At 65.3% G+C, this 19,842-nt stretch carries 17 protein-coding genes; 10 read left to right on the top strand and 7 right to left on the bottom strand.

Going from position 1 to position 19,842, the window contains the following annotated elements; genetic code table 11:
- Positions 1-154: 154 nt before the first annotated feature.
- Positions 155-1,921 (bottom strand): aspartate--tRNA ligase, encoded by a 1,767-nt coding sequence (aspS, locus tag BSF38_RS27635; protein ID WP_237170646.1) that lies wholly within the window; start codon positions 1,919-1,921, stop codon positions 155-157.
- A 373-nt stretch (positions 1,922-2,294) separates the two neighbouring features.
- On the opposite strand from aspS, the gene BSF38_RS27630 reads away from it, so the two are divergent.
- Positions 2,295-2,810, top strand: a complete 516-nt coding sequence (locus BSF38_RS27630; protein ID WP_076350246.1) for a hypothetical protein — start codon at positions 2,295-2,297, stop codon at positions 2,808-2,810.
- A 91-nt stretch (positions 2,811-2,901) separates the two neighbouring features.
- On the opposite strand, the gene aroA is transcribed toward BSF38_RS27630, so the two are convergent.
- Genes aroA through BSF38_RS27615 form a run of 3 tightly spaced genes read right to left on the bottom strand, consistent with a single transcriptional unit; the run spans position 2,902 to position 5,288 of the window.
- A complete protein-coding gene (gene aroA, locus BSF38_RS27625) occupies positions 2,902-4,203 on the bottom strand; it encodes a 3-phosphoshikimate 1-carboxyvinyltransferase (RefSeq protein ID WP_076350245.1) in 1,302 nt (433 codons plus the stop codon).
- A 54-nt stretch (positions 4,204-4,257) separates the two neighbouring features.
- Complete coding sequence (locus BSF38_RS27620) at positions 4,258-4,590, bottom strand: DUF167 domain-containing protein (protein ID WP_076350244.1); 333 nt, start codon at positions 4,588-4,590, stop codon at positions 4,258-4,260.
- The gene (locus BSF38_RS27615; RefSeq protein WP_076350243.1) at positions 4,587-5,288 is read right to left on the bottom strand and encodes a YggS family pyridoxal phosphate-dependent enzyme; all 702 of its coding nucleotides are present in this window, start codon (positions 5,286-5,288) and stop codon (positions 4,587-4,589) included. The genes BSF38_RS27620 and BSF38_RS27615 overlap by 4 nt, the downstream gene beginning before the upstream one ends.
- A 369-nt stretch (positions 5,289-5,657) precedes the next feature.
- Here BSF38_RS27615 and BSF38_RS27610 point away from each other — a divergent pair, with 369 nt between their 5' ends.
- On the top strand, positions 5,658-5,861 hold the full coding sequence (locus tag BSF38_RS27610; protein WP_076350242.1) for a hypothetical protein: 204 nt from the start codon (positions 5,658-5,660) through the stop codon (positions 5,859-5,861).
- A gap of 21 nt (positions 5,862-5,882) precedes the next feature.
- On the opposite strand, the gene BSF38_RS27605 is transcribed toward BSF38_RS27610, so the two are convergent.
- Entirely contained in the window at positions 5,883-7,160 is a 1,278-nt protein-coding gene (locus BSF38_RS27605; protein ID WP_083713609.1) for a hypothetical protein, read from the bottom strand.
- A 1,337-nt stretch (positions 7,161-8,497) separates the two neighbouring features.
- Here BSF38_RS27605 and BSF38_RS27600 point away from each other — a divergent pair.
- The 3 genes from BSF38_RS27600 (at position 8,498) to BSF38_RS27590 (ending at position 12,763) form a co-directional block, all read left to right on the top strand.
- Entirely contained in the window at positions 8,498-8,689 is a 192-nt protein-coding gene (locus tag BSF38_RS27600; protein ID WP_145952358.1) for a hypothetical protein, read from the top strand.
- Between the two features lie 123 nt (positions 8,690-8,812).
- Positions 8,813-9,886: a DUF1559 domain-containing protein gene (locus BSF38_RS27595; protein WP_076350240.1), complete on the top strand. Its 1,074-nt coding sequence runs from the start codon at positions 8,813-8,815 to the stop codon at positions 9,884-9,886.
- A gap of 459 nt (positions 9,887-10,345) precedes the next feature.
- Positions 10,346-12,763, top strand: a complete 2,418-nt coding sequence (locus BSF38_RS27590) for an exo-beta-N-acetylmuramidase NamZ domain-containing protein (RefSeq protein WP_237170645.1) — start codon at positions 10,346-10,348, stop codon at positions 12,761-12,763.
- Here BSF38_RS27590 and BSF38_RS27585 read toward each other — a convergent pair.
- The gene (locus BSF38_RS27585; RefSeq protein WP_237170644.1) at positions 12,751-13,497 is read right to left on the bottom strand and encodes a fused DSP-PTPase phosphatase/NAD kinase-like protein; all 747 of its coding nucleotides are present in this window, start codon (positions 13,495-13,497) and stop codon (positions 12,751-12,753) included. The genes BSF38_RS27590 and BSF38_RS27585 overlap by 13 nt on opposite strands.
- A gap of 204 nt (positions 13,498-13,701) precedes the next feature.
- Here BSF38_RS27585 and BSF38_RS27580 point away from each other — a divergent pair, with 204 nt between their 5' ends.
- Complete coding sequence (locus tag BSF38_RS27580) at positions 13,702-15,081, top strand: APC family permease (RefSeq protein ID WP_076350238.1); 1,380 nt, start codon at positions 13,702-13,704, stop codon at positions 15,079-15,081.
- A 600-nt stretch (positions 15,082-15,681) separates the two neighbouring features.
- Entirely contained in the window at positions 15,682-15,882 is a 201-nt protein-coding gene (locus tag BSF38_RS27575; protein WP_076350237.1) for a small basic protein, read from the top strand.
- Positions 15,883-16,003: 121 nt separating this feature from the next.
- Here the strand turns inward: BSF38_RS27575 and BSF38_RS27570 are convergent, their stop codons facing one another.
- Positions 16,004-16,291, bottom strand: a complete 288-nt coding sequence (locus BSF38_RS27570) for a 4a-hydroxytetrahydrobiopterin dehydratase (protein WP_076350236.1) — start codon at positions 16,289-16,291, stop codon at positions 16,004-16,006.
- A gap of 165 nt (positions 16,292-16,456) precedes the next feature.
- Between BSF38_RS27570 and BSF38_RS27565 the strand changes: the two genes are divergently transcribed.
- From BSF38_RS27565 to BSF38_RS27555, 3 genes are all read left to right on the top strand, one after another.
- Positions 16,457-17,299, top strand: a complete 843-nt coding sequence (locus BSF38_RS27565) for a ZIP family metal transporter (RefSeq protein ID WP_083714029.1) — start codon at positions 16,457-16,459, stop codon at positions 17,297-17,299.
- A 177-nt stretch (positions 17,300-17,476) separates the two neighbouring features.
- A complete protein-coding gene (locus tag BSF38_RS31010) occupies positions 17,477-17,788 on the top strand; it encodes a hypothetical protein (RefSeq protein WP_145952357.1) in 312 nt (103 codons plus the stop codon).
- Positions 17,789-18,048: 260 nt separating this feature from the next.
- Positions 18,049-19,716 (top strand): OprO/OprP family phosphate-selective porin, encoded by a 1,668-nt coding sequence (locus tag BSF38_RS27555; RefSeq protein ID WP_168189476.1) that lies wholly within the window; start codon positions 18,049-18,051, stop codon positions 19,714-19,716.
- The last annotated feature ends 126 nt before the right edge of the window (positions 19,717-19,842 follow it).

Raw genomic sequence — 19,842 nt, 5'->3', positions numbered from 1 at the left:
AGACAGGACCAACGCATGATTGGCTTGCCCATTAATCTATCCCGACGGTCGCCCCTGTCAACAAGTTTCTCGACGGCGTGAAGGATCAACGAAGAACGCCGTGTGGTTTTTATGCCACACGGCGTTCGTTCGGTTCGATCGATTCGAGAAACGCTCAGTCCAGAGCCGGGCGGATGTGCAGTTCCTTGAGCTGGCGCGGCGCGACGGTTCCGGGGGCGCCGGTCATCAGGTCGGTCCCCTTGGCGGTCTTGGGGAAGGCGATGCAGTCGCGGATGTTGGTCAGGCCGGCGTAGAGCATCACCAGGCGGTCGTAGCCCAGGGCGATGCCGCCGTGCGGCGGGGCGCCGTTGCGCAGGGCGCTCAGCAGGAAGCCGAACTTCTCTTCGGCTTCTTCGGGTGAGAGGCCGAGCAGGGCGAAGATCTTCGACTGGATGACCGGATCGTGGACGCGGATCGTGCCGCCGCCCGCCTCTTCGCCATTAATGACCAGGTCGTACGCCTGGGCGCGGACCTTGGCGGGATCGGTGTCGAGCAAGTGCAGGTCTTCGACCATCGGCATGGTGAACGGGTGATGCTCGGCGGCGTAGCGTCCTTCTTCGGCGTCCCAGGCCAGCAGCGGGAAGTGGATGACCCACGAGTAGTGGAACGTCTTGGGGTCGTACAGCTTCAGCTCGGCGGCGAGCCGGGAGCGGAGGTTCGTGAGCGACTGACTGGTCACCGCCTGGGTGTCGGCGACGATCAGGATCAAGTCGCCGGCCTTGGCGTCGAACCGTTCGCGAAGCTTCGCCTGAACCTCGGGCTTGAAGAACTTGGCGGTCGGCCCGGCGAAGGTCTCGGCCTCGACCTTGAGCCAGACCAGGCCCTTGGCTCCGAACGAGCCGGCGAACTCGGTGAGGCCGTCCAGGTCCTTGCGGCTGTACGCCTGGCCGCCGCCGGGGGCGCAGATGCCTCGAATCCGGTAGCCGGCCTCCTTGGCCTGCTGGAAGACGCGGAACTCGGTCTCCTCGGCGATGTCGGCGACGTCCTTCAGCTCCAGCGCGTACCGGAGGTCCGGCCGGTCGTTGCCGAACCGCTCCATCGCATCGTGGTACTCGATCCGGTACAGCGGCAGCTTCAGCTCCTCGCCGCCGAACTGCTTGGCCATGGCCGCGACCAGCGTTTCCATCATCGTCATGACGTCGTAGTCTTCGACGAACGACATCTCGACGTCGAGCTGCGTGAACTCGGGCTGGCGGGTGGCGCGCAAGTCTTCGTCGCGGAAGCATCGCGCGATCTGGAAGTAGCGGTCGAAGCCCGAGACCATCAGGAGCTGCTTGTAGAGCTGCGGCGACTGCGGCAGCGCGTAGTAATGGCTGGGATGGACCCGGCTGGGGACCAGGAAGTCGCGGGCGCCTTCGGGCGTGCTCCGGCCCAGGACCGGCGTCTCGACTTCGAGGAAGTTCATGTCGGTCATGACCTTCCGCATGAGCTGGCCGATCTCATGGCGGAGGATGAACACGCGCTGAAGCTCGGGGCGGCGGAGGTCGAGGAACCGGTACTTGAGCCGCAACTCCTCGTTGGGCTCGGGGCCGTTGATCTCGAACGGGGGCGTCGGCGAGGCGTTGTAGACGACCAGCTCGACCGCCCGGACCTCGACGGCTCCGGTCTTGAGCTTGGGGTTTTCCTTGCCCGGCAGTCGAGCGGCGACGGTCCCGCGAATCCCGACCACGTATTCGTTGCGCAGCTCGCGCGCCTGGGCTTGCAGCTCAGCGCCGGCCTCGGGCTCGAAGACGACCTGCGTCACGCCGTAGCGGTCGCGAATGTCGATGAAGACCAGGCCCCCGAAGTCGCGCCAGGCGTCGACCCAGCCGTTGAGCGCAACGGCCTGGCCGACGTGCTCCTTCGTCAATTCCCCGCAAGTATGCGTTCGTTTCAGCAGCATGGTTCGCTCGGCGGCCTGTCGATTGCCACAAGTTCTGGTGTTTTCCGGGCTTAAAATGAGCCCGCCGAAGGCCGAACGGGCCGGCCCCCCGGTCGATCACGATACCCCGGCCGATTCGGAAGCGTCAAGGCGTCGCCTGCGTTCTGACACTTTCGCCGATCCGGTTGTTCAGGGCATCGCCTCGATTCCGAGAGAGCTTATGCCGACCGGTGCCATGACAGAACGACGCAAGAACCTCATCCGCGCCTGATGGGTCTTGTGATCGTCCGCCAGGGAGAGAATGATAGTTCTCATTGCTGCAAAGTCTCCCGGAACATCGGCCAGCAGTCTTTGCCGTCTGTCGGCCGCTCGTGCGATGCGGAAGGAGGCCCATATGGTTCAGTCGGGGCGATGGGGAAGCTACTATTGGCTTGTCTCGTCTCGGGAATTACCGACGCTTGAGGCGGCCACTCTCCGCTTCCACCCCGGGGATCGCCTTTGCATCACCTCCATCGACAGTGGGACGTGCCGCCTTTATCCAGAGGAAATTGCCGCTGGTTGGACGGCGGGGAGGAACGTTGCGGTTAGCCCTCCCGTCGATGATGGGATCGATATCCCGCGTGACCAGTATGACGAGTGGTATCTCCTCGACCGGCCGCCGGCCCACGAGTGGCAGCCCGAAGTCTTCGTGAATTACGGCGGCTACACCCTCGTAGCGGTTGAGGAGAGTTACAGGACGTTCGATCCGACATTGGACAGGCACGGACTCGACTATCTGTTTCCGATTCAGGAGCGGTTCTGGGCGCAGATCGAAAGGATCGATCCGATCTCGTATGTCGCAATGGGCGACAAGGATGTCGTCGTCTCGAAGCGGCTCGAGTTCATCAAGCACCTGCGGGCAGGCGCGTAGCTTGAACCCTCCATATGGCATGAAGGGGTTGGGCGGCGATACCCGCCCTACAAGAAAATCGCGCTCGTTCATCGAGGGCACTTCTGAAGCTTTAGGCTTTCGTCCGCACCGCCGCCAGGTCGTCCCAGAACCCTGGGTAGGTCTTGGCGACGCAACCGGGGTCGAGAATCGTCACGCCGGGGATCTTCAGGCCGGCGAGCGCGAACGACATGGCCATCCGGTGGTCGTCGTAGGTGGCGATGGAGGCTGCTTTCCATTCCGAGGGCGACGGCGGTTGGATGACCAGGCCGTCGGGGTGTTCGTCGACCACGGCCCCGAGCTTGCGCAGCTCGACGGCCAGGGCGTTGATGCGGTCGGTCTCCTTGTGGCGGATGTGGCCGACGTTCCGAATCCGGGTGATGCCGTCGGCGAAGAGGGCAACGACCGCCAGAGTCATCACCGTATCGCTGATCGCGTTCATGTCGACGTCGACCGCCCGTAGCGGCCCGCCGATCACGGTCGTTTTCCCCGCTTCACGACGGACCGTGCAGCCCATGTGTTCGAGCACATCGACGAAATCCAGGTCGCCCTGGACGGTCGCCTCGTCGAGCCCTTCGACGGTGATCGAACCGCCGGTGATCGCGGCCAGCGCGAAGAAGTAGCTGGCGGCCGAGGCGTCGGGCTCGATGCGGTATTCGCGACCCTGATAAAGCGCGGGGTGGACGACGAACCGGCGGTTCTTGCGATTGCTCGGGTCGACGCCGAAGGCGCGCATCACGTCCAGGGTCATGGCGATGTAAGGCTGGGAGACGAGCGTCCCCTCGACCTCGACGACCGTCTCCTCCCTGGAGTACGGCAAAGCCATCAGCAGGCCGCTGAGGAACTGGCTGGAAACGTCGCCGCGGACGAACGCCCAGCCGCCGTCGAGGCCGTCGGCCTCCATCACAACGGGCGGGCAGCCGGTCCCCAACTCGCTCTTCGCGTTCGATCCCAGGCCGTTGAGCGCCTGGAGCAGGTCCGAGACCGGCCGCTGGCGCATTCGCGGCACGCCGTCGATCCGGTACGAGCCTTTTCCGACGGCCAGCGCGGCGGTCAGAAACCGCAGGGTCGTCCCCGAGTTGCCGACGAACAGGTCGGCCTTGTCGACGGGGAACCGGCCGTTACAGCCCTCGATCGTGATAAGCGCCGCGTCGCGGTCGTGCTCGACGGCGATCCCGAGCGCCTTCAAGGCGTCGACCATGACGCGGGTGTCGTCGCTGTCGAGCGCGCCAGTCAGCCGGCTCGGCCCGTGGGCCAGGGCGGCGACGATCAGCGCCCGGTTGGTCAGACTCTTCGAGCCGGGCACGCGGACGCTCGCCTCGGGAGGCGCGCCGGTCCAGGTTTCAACGACAAGCTCGGCAGGGTATGCAGGCATGGCTTCTCAGGTTTCGAAACGAGATCACGAGACGATGTCAGCAGGATGATTTTTTCAGGACGAGCCGGCGGCGGGCGACGACGGCTCGGAAGCGGGCAGGGCTCTGGCGATCCGGCGGGCGGCCTCGTCGACGGTCAAGCCGACGAGGAGCACGCGCTTCTGCCGCGCGGTCTCGCCCGAGACGAGGCCGATTTCCGACGGCCGGCATTCGAGCGCCTCGGCCAGCAGTTCGAGGATCGCCGCGTTCGCCTTGCCCTTGTCGGGGGCGGCGGTCACGGCCACGCGGATCGCCCCGGCGCGCTCGCCGACGATCGCGTTGCGGCGGGCGCCGGGCTGGGCGTTCACGGGGACGATCACGCCGTTCTTGGCCTGCGTCAACTCGATCATGCGTCGACCCCTTCCAGCAGCGCCGAGCCGACGCGGACCAGCGTCGCGCCTTCCTCGACGGCCGTCTCGAAGTCGTTCGACATCCCCATCGAAAGTTCGGGCAAGGCGAGGCCGGAACGGATCGCGAGGGCGTCGCGAACGGCTCGGAGCCGGACGAACGAGGGCCGGGCCGACTCGGCGTCCGTCCCCCACGCGGCCATGGTCATCAGGCCGACGACCCGAATCCGCTGACATGCGGCGATCGCCTCGGCGTCGGCCAGGATCGCGTCGTCCGACCAACCGTGCTTGGCCTCCTCGCCCGAGGTGTTGACCTGGAGGCAGACGACCGGCGGGTCGGAAAACTCGGCCGCCAGCTCGTCGAGCGTCCGCAGCAGCTTGAGCGAATCGACCGCATGAATCGCACGCACGAGCGGCAGGGTTCGCCTGGCCTTGTTGCCCTGAAGGTGGCCGATCAGGTGCCATCGGAGCGGCCCGGGGGCGTCGGCGAGGGCCTCGACCTTCCGCCAGAGTTCCTGGGGGTAGTTCTCGCCGAGGTCGCGGGCGCCCGCCTCGATCAAGGGACGGATCAGCTCGACGGGCCACTTCTTGGTGACCGCCACCAGCGAAACCGATTCCGGGCGCCGGCCGACGCGCCGGGCCGCTACGGCGATGCGGTCGTGGACAGAGAGAAGGTTGTCGCGAATCCGATCGCTGTTCATTGAAGTCGCTGCACGCTCACGAGGGGGACGACGAATCACTGAGTTCGCGCGGTTTGCCATTGGGTTGCGCACGGGGCGGAGGCATTAATTCCCTTCTCCCCGCATGCGGGAAGAAGGTGCCCCGAAGGGGCGGATGAGGGGTCTTCGATCGCCTCAGCCTTCGAAAGCCCCCCCGTGATTCCCCCCTCATCCGGCTGTTCCGGCCACCTACTCCCGCAAAGGGGAGAAGGCATGCTCGCGACGGCCCGCCGGGCGGTTGCCGTGGGACCGCCCACCGGATGACGGACGTCGGCCCATCGGGTATCTTGTTGAAAGAGGATTCGCGCTGGGCCTTTTCGCTCTCTTTTTGGATTCAGGTGTTATACCACGATGAAGCCGCTTCTTATCATACTCGGAACCTTGTCGGCGTTCCTGATCGTGCTCCAGGTCGTCCTGGGCCTCTGGATTCGGAGCGGTCAGGCGAGCCTCGCCAAGAGCCACTTCCACCTCGGCACCACGATGGCCGTCGTCACGCTCGTCTACATCGCGCTCTCGCTGACCGCCATCCTCTCGAAGCCCCGCCGCGTCTCCTGAATCACACTTCGGAGCCGATCGTCATGATTCCTTGATCGCGACGATCGGCTCGACGTCCCCCTCGGGCGTGAATCGACCTACAAACAGCCGGGCGGACGTCGAGCAGCCGAGGAACGACCTCCGGGCCGTCGGCCCGAGGCTGCGGTAGACGACGAAGGTCTCGGTTCGTCCCCAGCTTACCCGGGCCGCCCAGGCGGTCTCGGGCGGACAGACCTGGGAATTCTCCGAGACCGTCAAGACCCGCCATTGCAACCGCTTGCGGTGTCGAGCGTGGTCCCACGAGAGCAGCAGCGGCAGCCACGCCCGCGCCCCGGTCGCGGCCTGCGAAAGCACGAGTTCCCGCGTGGCCGGCTCGAAGCCGAACCGCCCGCGATCGGTCTGGTACGGCAGCGATGGCAAGGCCAACGGGATCGCCTGGGCCGACGCCCCGGCCACTCCGGTCCGCAGCAGCAACGCCCGCGAGTCGGCGATCGGCTCGGCGATCCTCCCCGGCGGCAACTCCCAGCGCGTTTCCAGGCTCGTCGGCGGTTTGATCCCCTCGACCATGTCGGCGAGGATCGCGATCTTGCGGCCTCGCAGCATCACGGCCGTGCGAGTGACGCGCAGCGTCCCCGCGCGAAACGTCCACTCGGCGACGTCGGCGTTCGAGCTGGTCGTCCAGCTCAACGGCTTGCCGACGCTCGTCTTGACGTCCCCGGCCCCCAGCGCTTGCCAGGAATCGCCCAGCCAGGACTGGCCCGCGCCGAAGACCTCCAGCCGCGTCGGGCCGCCGGCCTTGCGGTGATCGAAGACGACGAGGTCGCCGCGCGACGTCCAGTCCGCCCGCAAGACGCCCAGCACCCGGTCGGGACTCGACCAGGCGGGCAGGGGGGGCGGGATCGGCTCGACTTCACGGCTCGGATACCACCAGCCGAGCACCCGCGCGGCGTCGGACTCGGGGAAGGCGTCGCCGAGCCGCGCCAGCCGCTCGCGCACCGCGTCCGCCGGCTCCAGGTCGGCGGTAAGCGTCGCCGGGCGGCCGTCAGGCTTGGAAAACCTCAACAGCATCCGAAAGAACGCCAGCAGCCGCTCGTCGATCGATTCCGGCAAGCCGGGACGAGCTTCGCGAGCGCGCGCCAGCAGGTCGAGCGCCGGCGCCCAGTCGGCGATCGCCAGCCGAACCGGCGCACCGTCGACGTCCAGTTCGTTCGCCAGCCAGTCGACCAGCAAATCCGCATCGCCCTCGCCGCCCCAGGCCTCGAACGCCTTGAGTAGCCCCGAGAAGGCTGTCCGCTGTGCTTTGCGTTCCTCGGCACCCATAAATCGGTCGGTCCCATCCGAGCCGTCGGCTCACTCAATCAATGTCCCTGGCAGGCCGATGCAGATCCGAGCAGCCCCTGCCTGAATTTTGTGCACCAACGCCCTTCAAGCCCTTCTCAGAATGTTGAACCTCGGTCCGACATCCCTTTTTTCGGCTGCCTCGCCGAAACTTTTCGCTCGCCGTAACCTTTTGACTTCTCAAGAAATCGGCAATCGGCGCGGGATTCTTGAAGCCCCCAAATGCCCAGTTCTCGCCGCCGCGCCGGAGTTCTGGCACTGCCTTTGCTTTTTACCCCCAGCGTCCTGAACGACGAGACGCGGTGAAAACGAGAGAGACGCAAACGACGAGATCACGAGGGCCGACAACAGCCCCTCACTAACTTATAAGAAGCCACCCCACTGGCGACAATCGTGAAAGCGATTGCCCCGCCAAAGGGCGGGCGGGATGCCTCGCACGACCCCCCGCTCGCCCTTTCTCACACAGGTTCCGATCCGACGAAAGGCGTCGGATCGTCGAGCCTCGAAGCCAACCGGTTAGTTGAATCGGTTTCTGACGACTAAGGGAGAGGTAGTCGTCAGGGATCGGCTCTCTGACCGGTTTTTTCCAAGCGGTTCCGATCCGACGAAAGGCGTCGGAGCGTCGAGCCAAGAGCCAACCGGTTAGTTGAATCGGTTTTTCACGACTAAGGGAGAGGTAGTCGTGGGGAATCGGCTCTCTGACCGGTTTTTTCCAAGCGGTTCCGATCCGGCGAAAGGCGTCGGATCGTCGAGCCAAGAGCCAACCGGTTGGTTGAATCGGTTTCCGACGACTAAGGGAGAGGTAGTCGTGGGGAATCGGCTCTCTGACCGGTTTTTTCCAAGTTGGTTTCGGCCCGACGGCGACGTCGGGTCGCCGATCCCCGAGCTAACCGGTCATTGATCCGGTTTCTGACGACTAAGGGAGAGGTAGTCGTCAGGAGTCGGTTCTTTGACCGGTTTTTTACGTGGGTTCCGATTCGACCGTTCCGTCGAATCCTCGAACCCTGAGCGCACCGGCCAGTGATCTTGTTTCTGACCGACTAACGGAGAGGTGGTCGCGACGAGCCGGCTCGCTGGCCGGTCTTTTTCATCCTCGCTCAGCCGAGGCGACACGGCGGCCCTTGCTCCGACCGAAACGACGTCGGTCCCCAACCGACCGAGCGAACCTGGCACGCAATCACTGAACATCGCCCAGCTGTTTCCACGCACTCATTAACTAATTCATTAATAATCTATCGAGCCCACTACGTTCCCGCCCTCCGCGGCGCTGCGCCCGTGCTCGATTCCATTCTGTTTTTCTGTTCAAGCACAAGGGCACCATGACGATGCACACACACTCGCGAGCCCGGTCCAGGCTGCTGGTCTTCACGCTCGGCCTCACGAGTCTTCCCCTGGCCCGCTACGGCGGCGAGCCGCCTCCGGTCGTCGCTTTCAGCACGAAGGGGGACGAACTCGGCTCCCTTCCCGCTCCCGAGAAGTCGAAGGTCGAGATCATGAAGCCCGCCCACTGATCCGCCTCGCCAGCCGACTCTCTCCTTTCCCTTGGATCGCCCGATTGAATCCATTCCCCGACCCGCGTCGAGGCTCCCGCCGCGCCGCAGTCCGCCGCTCTTTTTTTTGAGGATGTATTCAAAATGTTCTCATGCTTGCATTCGTCCAAACGAAAAGCCTTCACGCTGATTGAGCTTCTGGTCGTCATCGCCATCATCGCCGTCTTGATCGCCCTCTTGCTTCCGGCCGTGCAATCGGCCCGCGAGGCCGCCCGTCGCGCTCAGTGCACGAACAACCTCAAGCAGATCGGCCTGGGCCTGGCCAACTACGAGAGCGCCCAGGGGACCTACCCGCCGGGCTCGATCCGCAACGGCGGCGGTGCCAGCCAGGATTGCGCCGTGCCCCGCCGCCACACGTTCTTCGCCTTCATCCTGCCGCAGATGGAGCAGGCCTCCATCTACAACGCCATCAACTTCATGGTCCCCTCGCTCGACTCCGCGTCCCCCTACGGCGTCGGGTCGGCGAACGGCGCGGCGATGAACAGCACGGCCTACAATTCGGCCGTGAGCTCCTACATCTGCCCGTCGGACGGGCTGTCGCGATCCTATCCCAAGAACGTCGCCGGTCGCTCCCAGTCCTCTTATGGTGGATCGCTGGGCAACAAGGACGTCATGCACTGGTGGAACGGCTGTCCCACTTCCGGCTCCCCCACCATCGAGTCCGACGGCATGTTCAACGCCGATTACAACTACCCCGTCTCGGCCGTGACGGACGGCCTGAGCAACACGCTGTTCGTCGGTGAGACCTCCAAATTCAAGAACGACGCCGACGGCGATTGGTTCTACCAGTGGACTCAAGACGCCTGGTACGGCTCGAACGTCGGCCCCGGCGTCAGCCGGATCTTCGCCTTCGCCACCACGGTGGCCAAGCCCAACTCCCAGGTGCTGATCCCCGAGCCGGGCGGCGATTCCACCTATTACGCCGATTGGGACCTGAACCCCGCCCTCCAGCTCCAGAACATGGGGCAGTGGGGTTTCCGGAGCATGCATCCGGGCGGGGTGAACTTCCTGTTCGGCGACGGCAGCGTCCACTTCATCAAGGACTCGATCGAGGTCGTCGGGGCCCCGAATCCCTCGAACGGCCAGCTCACCGCGGGCGTCTATCGCAAGCTCGCCACCCGTGGGCGGGGCGAAATCGTCAGCTCGGACGCCTATTGACCCCGGTGAACTCCTCCTGCACCCGGCGATCGCCGGTCCTCGAGATGGAGCCATTAAGAGTATGAAGATTCGATCCCTCGTCCTGGCGGCCGTCCCCGTCGCCTTCTGCTTCTGCCTGACCGGATGCGATTCAGGGGGGTGGAGGCCGTCTCCGCGAAAACCAAGGTCGGCGCCGTCGACGCTTCGACCGCTTCCTCGGGGACGGTGCCCAAGACTCTCCCTCAGAGCAAGCGCAAGAACCGCAGCGAAGCCCCCGGCCCGCGGCCCGCCCCCGAAATCTGATCCCCCGCTTCCAAGCGACGTGCTCGCCAAGCGGCGAGGTCCCCTCGACGGCCCTCGCCGCTTTCGCGCGCCCCGGCTTCGGCGGCCAGGGCGCGGCGAGCGCCTGCCGGCCACGCTAGAATGGTCGCGTCGTGCATCGTGTCCCTTCCTCAGCCGTTCAGTCAGGACGTCACGATCGTGAAACCATCGGCAGCCGGACCGTTTGCAACATGGTTGTTCGTGGGGCTTGGGGTTCTCGGCCTCGGCGAGGCCCGCGCTCAGGACGCTCCCGCCGCGACTCCGACGGCCGACGCGGGCGGTATCGGCTTCGACGCCGACCGTCTCCATCGCCTCGACGCGGCCGTTGAGGCCGCTCTGGCCCAGGCCAAGCTCCCTGGCGCGGTGGTCCTCGTCGGCCGAGGCGACCGGATCGGCTACGTCAAGGCGTTCGGCCGCCGGGCCGTCCAGCCGGCCGAACAGCCGATGACGCGCGACACGATCTTCGACATGGCCTCGCTCACCAAACCGGTCGCCACGGCGACGTCGGTCATGATCCTGATCGACGAGGGCAAGATCCGGCTCTCCGACCGGCTCATCAAGTTCCTCCCCGAATTCGACAACCACGGCAAGGGCCAGATCACGATCGAGCACCTGTTGCGCCACCGCGCCGGCCTCATGCCCGACAACGCGATCGGCGACTACAAGGACGGACCGGAAGAAGCCTGGAAGAAGCTCGCCGCGCTGAGCCTCGACTTCCGGCCGGGCGAGCGGTTCGTCTACTCCGACGTCGGTTTCGAGATCCTCGGCCGGTTGGTCGAGAAGGTCTCGGGCCAGACGCTCGACCAGTTCGCCCGCGAGCGGATCTACCAGCCGGCCGGAATGACCGACGCCCATTTCCGCCCCACGGCCGGCGACGCCTCGAAATGGCCGAACGTCGACCGGATCGCCCCCACCGAGCCCGCCGAGCCGGGCCAGCCCGTGCTCCGAGGGGCGGTTCACGACCCGCGATCCCGGGCGCTCGGCGGCGTGGCCGGTCACGCGGGCCTGTTCGCGACGGCCGACGACCTGTCCGCCCTCGCCCGGACGCTGCTCAACAAGGGAGTCGCGCCGTCCGGCAAGCGGATTTTGAGCCCGCTCGCGGTGCGGATGATGCTCGACACAGGCGACACGCCGCCCAGCCAGCGCCGGGGGCTGGGCTGGGACGTCGAGACCGATTTCAGCAGCCCGCGCGGCGAGCTGTTCGGCCCGTCCAGCTTCGGCCACACCGGGTTCACCGGCACCAGCATCTGGATCGACCCCGAGACCCGCGCCTACGTCATCATCCTCACGAGCCGGCTCCACCCCGACAACAAGGCCGGCTCGACGACCCCGCTGCGCAGGATGGTCGCCACGCTGGCCGCCGCCGCCGTGACCGATCTCCCGGCCCCCGCCCCCAAGCCCGCGCCGCCGGTTTTGGCCGCTCGCCGCGCGCCGATCCTGTCGGTCAAGTGCGGGATCGACGTCCTCGCGAGCCGGGATTTCGCCCCGCTGCGCGGCCGCCGGGTCGGGCTGATCACGAACCACACGGGGCAGGCGGCCGACGGCCGATCGACGATCGACGTGCTATTCCACGCCCCCGAGGTCAAGCTCGTCCGGCTGTTCAGCCCCGAGCACGGCGTCCGAGGCGCGCTGGACGTCGAGAAGATCGCCAACGACGTCGACGAAGCGACCAAGCTGCCGATCGTCAGCCTCTACGAAGGCAAGAAGCGCAAGCCCAGCACCGATGACCTGGCCGACCTCGACGTCCTCGTCTACGACATCCAGGACATCGGCGTCCGCTATTACACGTACATATCGACTCTCGGGCTCGTGCTCGAAGCCGCCAAGAGCGCCGGGAAGAAGGTGGTCGTGCTCGACCGCCCCAACCCGATCGGCGGGCTCGGCGTGGGGGGGCCGGTGCGGGACGACGACCAGGAATCGTTCATCGCCTACCACTCGATCCCGATCCGCCACGGGATGACCGTCGGCGAGCTGGCCAAGCTCTACAACACCGAACGAAAGATCGAGGCCGACCTCGAAGTCGTCCCGTGCGAGGGCTGGACGCGGGACGCGACCTACGACCGCACCGGCCTGCGCTGGGTCAATCCGTCGCCGAACATGCGGAGCCTCACCGAAGCCTTGCTCTATCCCGGCGTCGGCTGGCTGGAGGCGACCAACCTGGCGACCGGACGCGGCACCGACACCCCGTTCGAACGCGTCGGCGCCCCCTGGATCAAGCCGGCGGAGTGGGCCAAGGCCCTCAACGACGCCTCGATCCCCGGCTCGCGGTTCGTGCCGATCGAGTTCGTCCCCAGCGAGCGGCAATACAAGGGCGAGCGCTGCGGAGGCGTGCAGATCCTGGTCGTCGACTGGTCGACGTTCGACCCGATCAAGCTGGGTCTCGGCCTCGCCTCGACCCTGCGCAAGGGCTACAAAGACCAGTGGAAGCCGGACCGCCTTCAGCCCATGCTCGCCGACCACGCCACCTACCAGGCCATCCTTGACGGTAAGACCGCCGGGCGGATCGAGGGCCTCTGGGTGCAAGAACTCGCCGACTTCGCCGAGGTCCGCGACCGTTATTTGATCTACCCGGAATGACCGCCGATTTCCGCTTGCAGCGCATGCCGCGGGCCGGGGAGGACGGGGGGCGGCTCGACGGCCGGGTCGTCGGCCCGATAGGTGTTCATGACCCAGTCGCGGAATCGCTCGGGGGTGTGGGGCAGGGCGTTCTGAGCGAGCCACGCGGCGTACTCGTCGATCGGTTCGTGGAGCTGCTGGGTGCCGAACAGCGGGACGTGGCTGTGGTAGATCGTGAACGCCTCGACAGCCGTTTCGGGAGGCTCCTTGAGGACGACCATCCGGTAGATCGCGCTCGCCAGCCCCGTCCGGTCGGCCCCCGCCTTGCAGTGGATCAGCAGGGGATACTTGCAGCGGTTCATCACGTCAATCAACCGCAGCAGGTCGGAACGCTTGGGGCGTTTCGTGGCGCTCATGGAGAGGTCGTAGAAGTCGACCCCCGCTTCCTTCGCGACGCCGACCTCGTTCGAATAATACCAGTCGCGAAGCGAACCGCCCCGGAGGCTGAGGATCGAGGCGAGCTTGTGGTCGCGGATCATGTCCTTGAGGCCGGACGTCGGCTGGGCCGAGCGGATCACGCGGCCCGGGTCCACGATCCCGAGATTGCTGCCGTAGTACGGCTTGAGCAAGAACGAGCCGACGGCGATCGACGCGACCAGGCTGACCCCCGCCGCCGACCGCACGAAATTCCGGCGGATGCGCCGCCTGCGCGACGGCGGAGCAGGCTCGTTCATCGCGTCCGGCTGATCGTTCACGGCCTGTTCCCCTCTCCGCTCGCCCTATGTCGAAAAAGGCCGGTCGGGCCCGACACGTCCATTCGCCGCCATCTTGTTCCGAGTCGCCTCGGAGGTCAATCCAAGGTTGCCGCGCCCCCCTGATGGCCGTCCCAGGCGGTCGCTAGGATAGGAGCCTCTCAATTCCGGCTCGAAGCGGATCCAGGGAACGATGGGGAGCGTCGGATGTTGCAGCGTCGGTTGAGGTTGCTCCAGGCGGTCAGCCTGAACATGTCGATGATGGTGGGGATCGGGCCGTTCATCACGATCCCGGCGATCCTCACCACCATGGGCGGTCCCCAGGCGATGGTCGGGTGGGTTCTCGGGGCGATCGTCGCGCTGGCCGACGGCCTGGTCTGGTGCGAGCTGGGGGCGGCCTTTCCGGGATCGGGGGGGACCTACCATTTCTTCGACGCGGCTTACGGCGAATCAACCGTCGGAAGGGCTCTTAAGTTCCTGTTCGTCTGGCAGTTTCTGTTCAGCGGCCCTCTGGAGATCGCCACCGGCGCGATCGGGCTGGCCCAATACGCCAGCTATTTCGCGCCGGCCTTGAGAACACCGATGTGGAACTGGGGCTCAGTCTTCCCCGGCTTGAATTCGCCCGTCCCCCGATTTCATCTCCTGGCCTTGGGGGTGATGGGGATCGTCACCTTGATGGCCTACCGGCGGATCGAGATGGCGGGTCGGCTCGTGGTCGTCCTGTGGGTCGGCATGCTCGCCACGGTCGCCTGGGTCATCGTGGCCGGCCTCTTGAACTTCGATTCCCGGTTGGCCTTTGATTTCCCCGAGGGCGCCTGGGAGATCAACTCCGTCAACTCGATGGGTCTCGGCATGGCGCTGGCGATCGCGATGTACGACTTTCTCGGGTACTACCAGATTTGTTACCTGGGCGACGAGGTGGACGACGCGTCGCGGACGATCCCACGCGCGATCTTGATCTCGGTCGTGGCCATCGCTCTGACGTACTTGACGATGAACATCAGCATCATCGGGGTGGTCCCCTGGCGCGAGGCGATGAAGTCGTCGAACGTCGCCAGCGACATGATGGAGCGGATCGCCGGCCCGCGCGCGGCGGGCTTCCTGACGCTCATGATCATCTGGACGGCGCTGGCGTCGACGTTTGCGATCATCCTGGGATACAGCCGGGTCCCCTACGCCTCGGCCAAGGCCGGTCATTTCTTCCGGTACTTCGCGGCGACCCACCCCAAGGGCGACTTCCCCCACCGTTCGCTGCTGCTTATCGGTGGACTGGGGATGCTCGCCTGCCTGGCCGATCTCACGACGGTGATCACGGCGCTCTTGACGTCGCGGATCTTGATCCAGTTCGTGGGGCAGATCTTCACGGTGTTCGCGATCCGTCGCCGTCCCGAGATCATGGCCAGGCTGAAGTTCCGAATGCCCTTCTATCCCATCCCGGCCGTCGTCGCCCTGGTCGGCTGGCTGTTCGTCTTCGGGACCTCGCAATGGCTGGTCCTCGGCTACGGAATAGGCACCCTGGCCCTGGGGGTCGCCGCGTTCCTCATCTGGGACCGACTCACCCCCCGGCGAGCCGAGCCGGAGCGTTGAAATCGGCGATCAAAACGTGTCGGCGGGTAGTACATTCAGGGTAGACGCCGTACTGCACCGTCGCCGATCTTTGATAATCCGGACGCGGGAAGACGGAATCGCTCGGCGGCCGAACATCAAAAAAAGGGGCAAACGAACCCAACGTCCCGAGAGGCCGCCACAACGACCGGGCGAGCGGATGCGGAACCGAAACGCTCGACCGCCGAGCCGACGGGGAACCGCCGAAGCGGACAAAGGGAGCGAGTTTCCGCGCGATCGAAGCCAATTTTCGTATCAAGCCGAAATTCTTCCCACAAAAGGCTTTAGAGCTGATTCCTGGAGAAATGGGCCGCGCCGAACGAAGCCAATCGCCGCGACGGTCGGGCGATCGGAGAAAGGCCGCCCCAGGGGCCTGGAATCGGGAAGAAGCGAGGTCGACGCAGGGCGGGGCGGGTTGGTTTTCGGCGCGAACGAACCCATTTCCTGGACGAGAGGGAAAGTGAAGTGGAGGGTGAAAGGCGGCCGAGCTTTGCTTGCGTCGTCGGGATCGACCGGGTAAGATCTCAGGTTCAAAATCCCGAAACGAGAACGCCGGGACGGAACTGGTCTGGAGTTGATCGAATGTCGCTGGACAAGAGTCTCAAGAAGGCTAGTGGAATGGGCCGGGCGCGGAACGTGCTGACGCGTGCGGAGCGCCTGGCCGTGCTTCAGGAAGACGAGAAGTGGAAGCCGGAGGCGGGGGTCTACAACCTCCCCAAGACGAAATACCGGCGGCTGGCCCCCGGTCAGTCGGGTCCGAAGCGCCCCGTAGCGGCGAAGTAATCGACTCGACCCATTCCGCGCGGCGCAAGCCGGTGCCGCGTCGGGGTTTTCCGTCGCGTCGAAGGTAATCGATCCCCGGCCCCGTGGTCGGGGATTTTACTTGGGTCGGCGTGGGGCTGACTCAACGGTCGACTGGGATCGCGTTGATCTCCTGGATCAGCGCGAAATCGTGTTCCGTAAGGCCGCCGACGTCGTGGGTGGACATCTCCACCCGGACGTTGCGAAAGGTGATGACGAGATCGGGGTAGTGATCGCTTTTTTCCATCATTCCGGCGACCTGGTTGACGAACTCGATCGCGCGACGGAATGAAGGAAATTGCCAGGTTCGCACCAGCATGTCTCCGTGCCGCTGCCACCCCGGCGCGGCCGGCAGCTTGTCGAGGATCTGCACTTCGCTGAGCTTCGACATGGCGTTCCCCCCGCACGAGGCTTTGTCGCGGACGGCCTGCCGCCGGGTGCGGTTCGTACCGCCCGCGAGCGATCACGATCACCTGCGTAACACGTGCAATTATCACGGCCCTTGCTCGTCTGAACAAGGGTCGATTCCCCAAGGATTCCGAGACGCGCGATGGCCATGCTCGTCATTCTGTCCCTGTTCTGCACGCTGATCGTCGCCGTCAGCCTGCTGGGGGGCGTGACGCCGCTGGCCCTGGTGCTCAACCACACCCGGTTGCAGATCTACCTGAGCTTCTCCGCCGGCACCATGCTCGGCGCGGCTTTTTTCCACATGCTCCCCGAGGCCGTCCGCATGGGCTCGCCGGGGACCGTCCGCTGGTCCGCCGTGGGACTGCTGTCCCTGTTCTTCCTTGAGCGGTTCTTCTCGTTCCACCATCACGAGTCGACCGACCCCAAGTCGACCGACGATCACGATCACGATCATGATCATGTGGGTCACGGCCATGAACATGGCGAGACGGCCGGCCGGGCGCTCTCGTGGGGTACCGCCGCGTTCGGGCTGGGCATCCACTCGCTGGTCGGCGGCGTGGCTCTCGCAAGCGCCGTGGCGGCCGATTTCGCCGACCGCAAGGCGTTAGGGGCAACCGGTTTAGGCGTATTCCTGGCAACCCTGCTGCACAAGCCGGCCGACGCCATGACGATTGTCGCCCTGATGCTTCGCTCGGGGGTTTCAAGCCGGCTGGCGCATCTGGTCAACCTCGGTTTCGCCCTGATGATCCCGCTGGGAGCCGCCCTGTTCTTCGTGGGCGTCGGAAACCTTTCACCTCACAGCACTTCGGCGCTCACGGCCGTCGCGCTCTCGTTCTCCGCCGGGACGTTCCTCTGCATCGCCCTCAGCGACCTGCTCCCCGAGCTTCAGTTCCACTCGCATGACCGCTTCAAGCTCTCGGTCGCCCTGCTGGCGGGCTTCTTCTTGATGGTCGGAACCTCGGCCATTGAATTCGTCGAATCGGCTCTCTAAGCCGCCGACCCGCCGGCCTCGTCCGATTCATGGCTCAAGGCCGACCCGACGCCCCGCCGATTCACTCACGATGGCCGCTGGTTCGCTCGTCCGCGCTCTCGGCGTCGGCGGTCGTCGACCTGCGGCTTCGCGACTCGGTTCCCTAGTATGCGGGCCAATGTCAGGAAAGTGGGCGTCATGCGTAGAAGAAAATGCCTAGTCTTACTCGCCCTGCCGATCGTCTCGGCTCTCGCCGGTTGCGCCTCGCGCGACTCGTCGAGGCGGTTCGGGCGTGGTAGGGGCGTCGGCGGACCGATGGGGGCCGAGGGGGCGACGATCGGCCGCAACCTGAAAGCGATGCCGGCCGGCCGCGTGATCCCGGCGACCGGCCTGGGCGTCGATCTCGTCGATTCCCGTCGGCCCGCCGTCGCCCCGCCGCAAGGCGTCGACGGTCGGCAGGACGCGGCCGTCGAAACGACGTCTTCGAGTGGACGGATCGCCTCGCCCTAGGATCAAGCAGGGGCGATATTAAAAAATCGTCATCATTCTTAAGCCCGACCCATCCCCAGAAGGCCCGGTCGACAAAGCTCTTGTGGCCAGCCGACTCGGAATCTCCGGAATTACCGCTACAGTCACCCCGACCGTTTTCCGATCACTTTGGATATGAGATACGAGCTTCGCCTATTTCGAGTCGAGGCCGGATGAAATCCAGGATGGCGGGGAAGACGAAGATGCCCAATCCTATTGCGGGTCCAAAACGGAGATGGCTCTTGATCGCCCTGGTTTGGCTCGGCGCAGGGGCCGACAGGGGTCTTCGAGCCCAGGAGCCGGCGGCGCCTACCCAGGGCGCGCTGGAGGAAGCTTCGCCGGCGACGCCTAGTCTACCGGGACCGAGCACCCCCGAGGTCGCAACCGACGCGGCCACGACTCCGCGCGAGGCCGCGCTTGAGGACAGGGTTCGCCAGCTTGAAGCGATGGTCAACCAGTTGTCGGGCCAGATGCAGACGATTTCGACGTCGCCCCCCGTGGCGGCCGGGGCGATGGGGGCCCAGACGACTCCGGGGGCTCCCGGAGCCGCGGGATCGGCGCCGGGAACGGCGCCGCTGGACGTCGGCGTGCCGGCGACCGTAGCTGAGCCGTCGGCCGCGGGCGGCGTCGGCGCGCCGGGCCAATCGATGCCGCCGAATCCTCCCCCCAACGCACGATTCAACATCCCCGCGACCCTCGAAAGCAAGAGAGCCAACGTCAAGTTCGGCCCTGGCTTCGAGCTTCGGACCGACGACGACGAGTACATCCTCCAGTTCCACAACCTGACGCAGTTCGAGTATCGAGGATACCAGCAAGGCAACCACGCGACCGAAAAAGACAGCTTCCTGATCCCCCGGCAGTGGTGGATGTTCAGCGGTCGAATCACCAAGCCGATCGGCTACTTCGTCTCGCTCGCCAACGGCTTCGACACGGTCAGCATGCTCGACGTCTTTCTCGACTTCGACTTCGACCCGCGATTCCGGGTCCGCGGCGGACGCATGAAGACCCCATTCACGTATGAATTCTTCGTCGACCCGATTCAGGGCCTGATCCTCCCCGAGCGGTCGGTCTTCTTCAACAACTTCGGTCAGAACCGCGACCTGGGCGTGATGGGCTTCGGACGGCTGTTCAGCAACACCCTCGACTACGCGGCCGGCATCTTCAACGGGTCGCGCAACGGCTACGTCGCGAACACCGACTCCAAGTTCGTTTCGGCGTTCCTCAATTGGAAGCCGTTCAACAACAACGAGGGCTCGCTCCTCGAGAACTTCAACGTCGGCGGCTCGGTCTTCGGCGGCAACAACAACAACGCCCCGTTCCCCCAGACCTTGCGGACGATCGTCCCGACCGCGGGCAACTCGGTCGCCGGCGTGCCGTTCCTGGCCTTCAACAACAACGTCCGCGAAATAGGTCCGATGACCTTCTGGGACCTTCACACGGCCTGGTACTACAAGCAACTCGCCGTCAACGCGGAGTGGGGCAGCGGGTTTCAGGACTACGCGCAGAGCAGCGCCCTGGCCTCTCGGACGCATCTCCCGGTCCAGTCGTTCTACGTCCTGGCGGGGTATATGCTGACCGGCGAGACCCGCAGCGGCATCGGCATCGTCAAGCCGTTGCACCCGTTGGGCATGAAGAACGGGGAAATGGGGTTCGGCGCCTGGGAACTCACCGGACGCTACCAACAGATGAACATCGGCAAGGAGGTCTTCACGAACGGCCTGGCCGATCCGAACCTCTGGACCAACAGCTTGTACATGACCGAGTTGGGCTTCAACTGGCACATCAACCAGTACCTCAAATTCATGTTCGAGTGGGAGCACGCCGAGTTCGGCCAACCGGTCTTCAGCAACGTAGGAGAAAGGAACAAGACGAACGACCTGTTCCTGGCTCGCATGCAGTTGTTCTTCTGACCGCCGCCGGGCGTCCCAGGCTGGATTCGATCGCTCAAGCACGCCTGCGGCGATCGAGACCTTGCCAACCGGGACGCCCGGATTTAGTGTAGAAGTTAGCATTATCAACTTAGAATGGTGCACCAG

This window comes from Paludisphaera borealis, assembly GCF_001956985.1.
Lineage (GTDB): Bacteria > Planctomycetota > Planctomycetia > Isosphaerales > Isosphaeraceae > Paludisphaera > Paludisphaera borealis.
Note: the sequence above shows the minus strand (reverse complement) of the source record. Positions and strands in the feature narration are given on the sequence as shown.

Excerpts from the sequence above, each read along its gene's own strand:
- aspS (WP_237170646.1), bottom strand. The coding sequence starts at position 1,921 with ATGCTGCTGAAACGAACGCATACTTGCGGGGAATTGACGAAGGAGCAC.
- BSF38_RS27630 (WP_076350246.1), top strand. The coding sequence starts at position 2,295 with ATGGTTCAGTCGGGGCGATGGGGAAGCTACTATTGGCTTGTCTCGTCT.
- aroA (WP_076350245.1), bottom strand. The coding sequence starts at position 4,203 with ATGCCTGCATACCCTGCCGAGCTTGTCGTTGAAACCTGGACCGGCGCG.
- BSF38_RS27620 (WP_076350244.1), bottom strand. The coding sequence starts at position 4,590 with ATGATCGAGTTGACGCAGGCCAAGAACGGCGTGATCGTCCCCGTGAAC.
- BSF38_RS27615 (WP_076350243.1), bottom strand. The coding sequence starts at position 5,288 with ATGAACAGCGATCGGATTCGCGACAACCTTCTCTCTGTCCACGACCGC.
- BSF38_RS27610 (WP_076350242.1), top strand. The coding sequence starts at position 5,658 with ATGAAGCCGCTTCTTATCATACTCGGAACCTTGTCGGCGTTCCTGATC.
- BSF38_RS27605 (WP_083713609.1), bottom strand. The coding sequence starts at position 7,160 with ATGGGTGCCGAGGAACGCAAAGCACAGCGGACAGCCTTCTCGGGGCTA.
- BSF38_RS27600 (WP_145952358.1), top strand. The coding sequence starts at position 8,498 with ATGACGATGCACACACACTCGCGAGCCCGGTCCAGGCTGCTGGTCTTC.
- BSF38_RS27595 (WP_076350240.1), top strand. The coding sequence starts at position 8,813 with ATGTTCTCATGCTTGCATTCGTCCAAACGAAAAGCCTTCACGCTGATT.
- BSF38_RS27580 (WP_076350238.1), top strand. The coding sequence starts at position 13,702 with ATGTTGCAGCGTCGGTTGAGGTTGCTCCAGGCGGTCAGCCTGAACATG.
- BSF38_RS27575 (WP_076350237.1), top strand. The coding sequence starts at position 15,682 with ATGTCGCTGGACAAGAGTCTCAAGAAGGCTAGTGGAATGGGCCGGGCG.
- BSF38_RS27570 (WP_076350236.1), bottom strand. The coding sequence starts at position 16,291 with ATGTCGAAGCTCAGCGAAGTGCAGATCCTCGACAAGCTGCCGGCCGCG.
- BSF38_RS27565 (WP_083714029.1), top strand. The coding sequence starts at position 16,457 with ATGCTCGTCATTCTGTCCCTGTTCTGCACGCTGATCGTCGCCGTCAGC.
- BSF38_RS31010 (WP_145952357.1), top strand. The coding sequence starts at position 17,477 with ATGCGTAGAAGAAAATGCCTAGTCTTACTCGCCCTGCCGATCGTCTCG.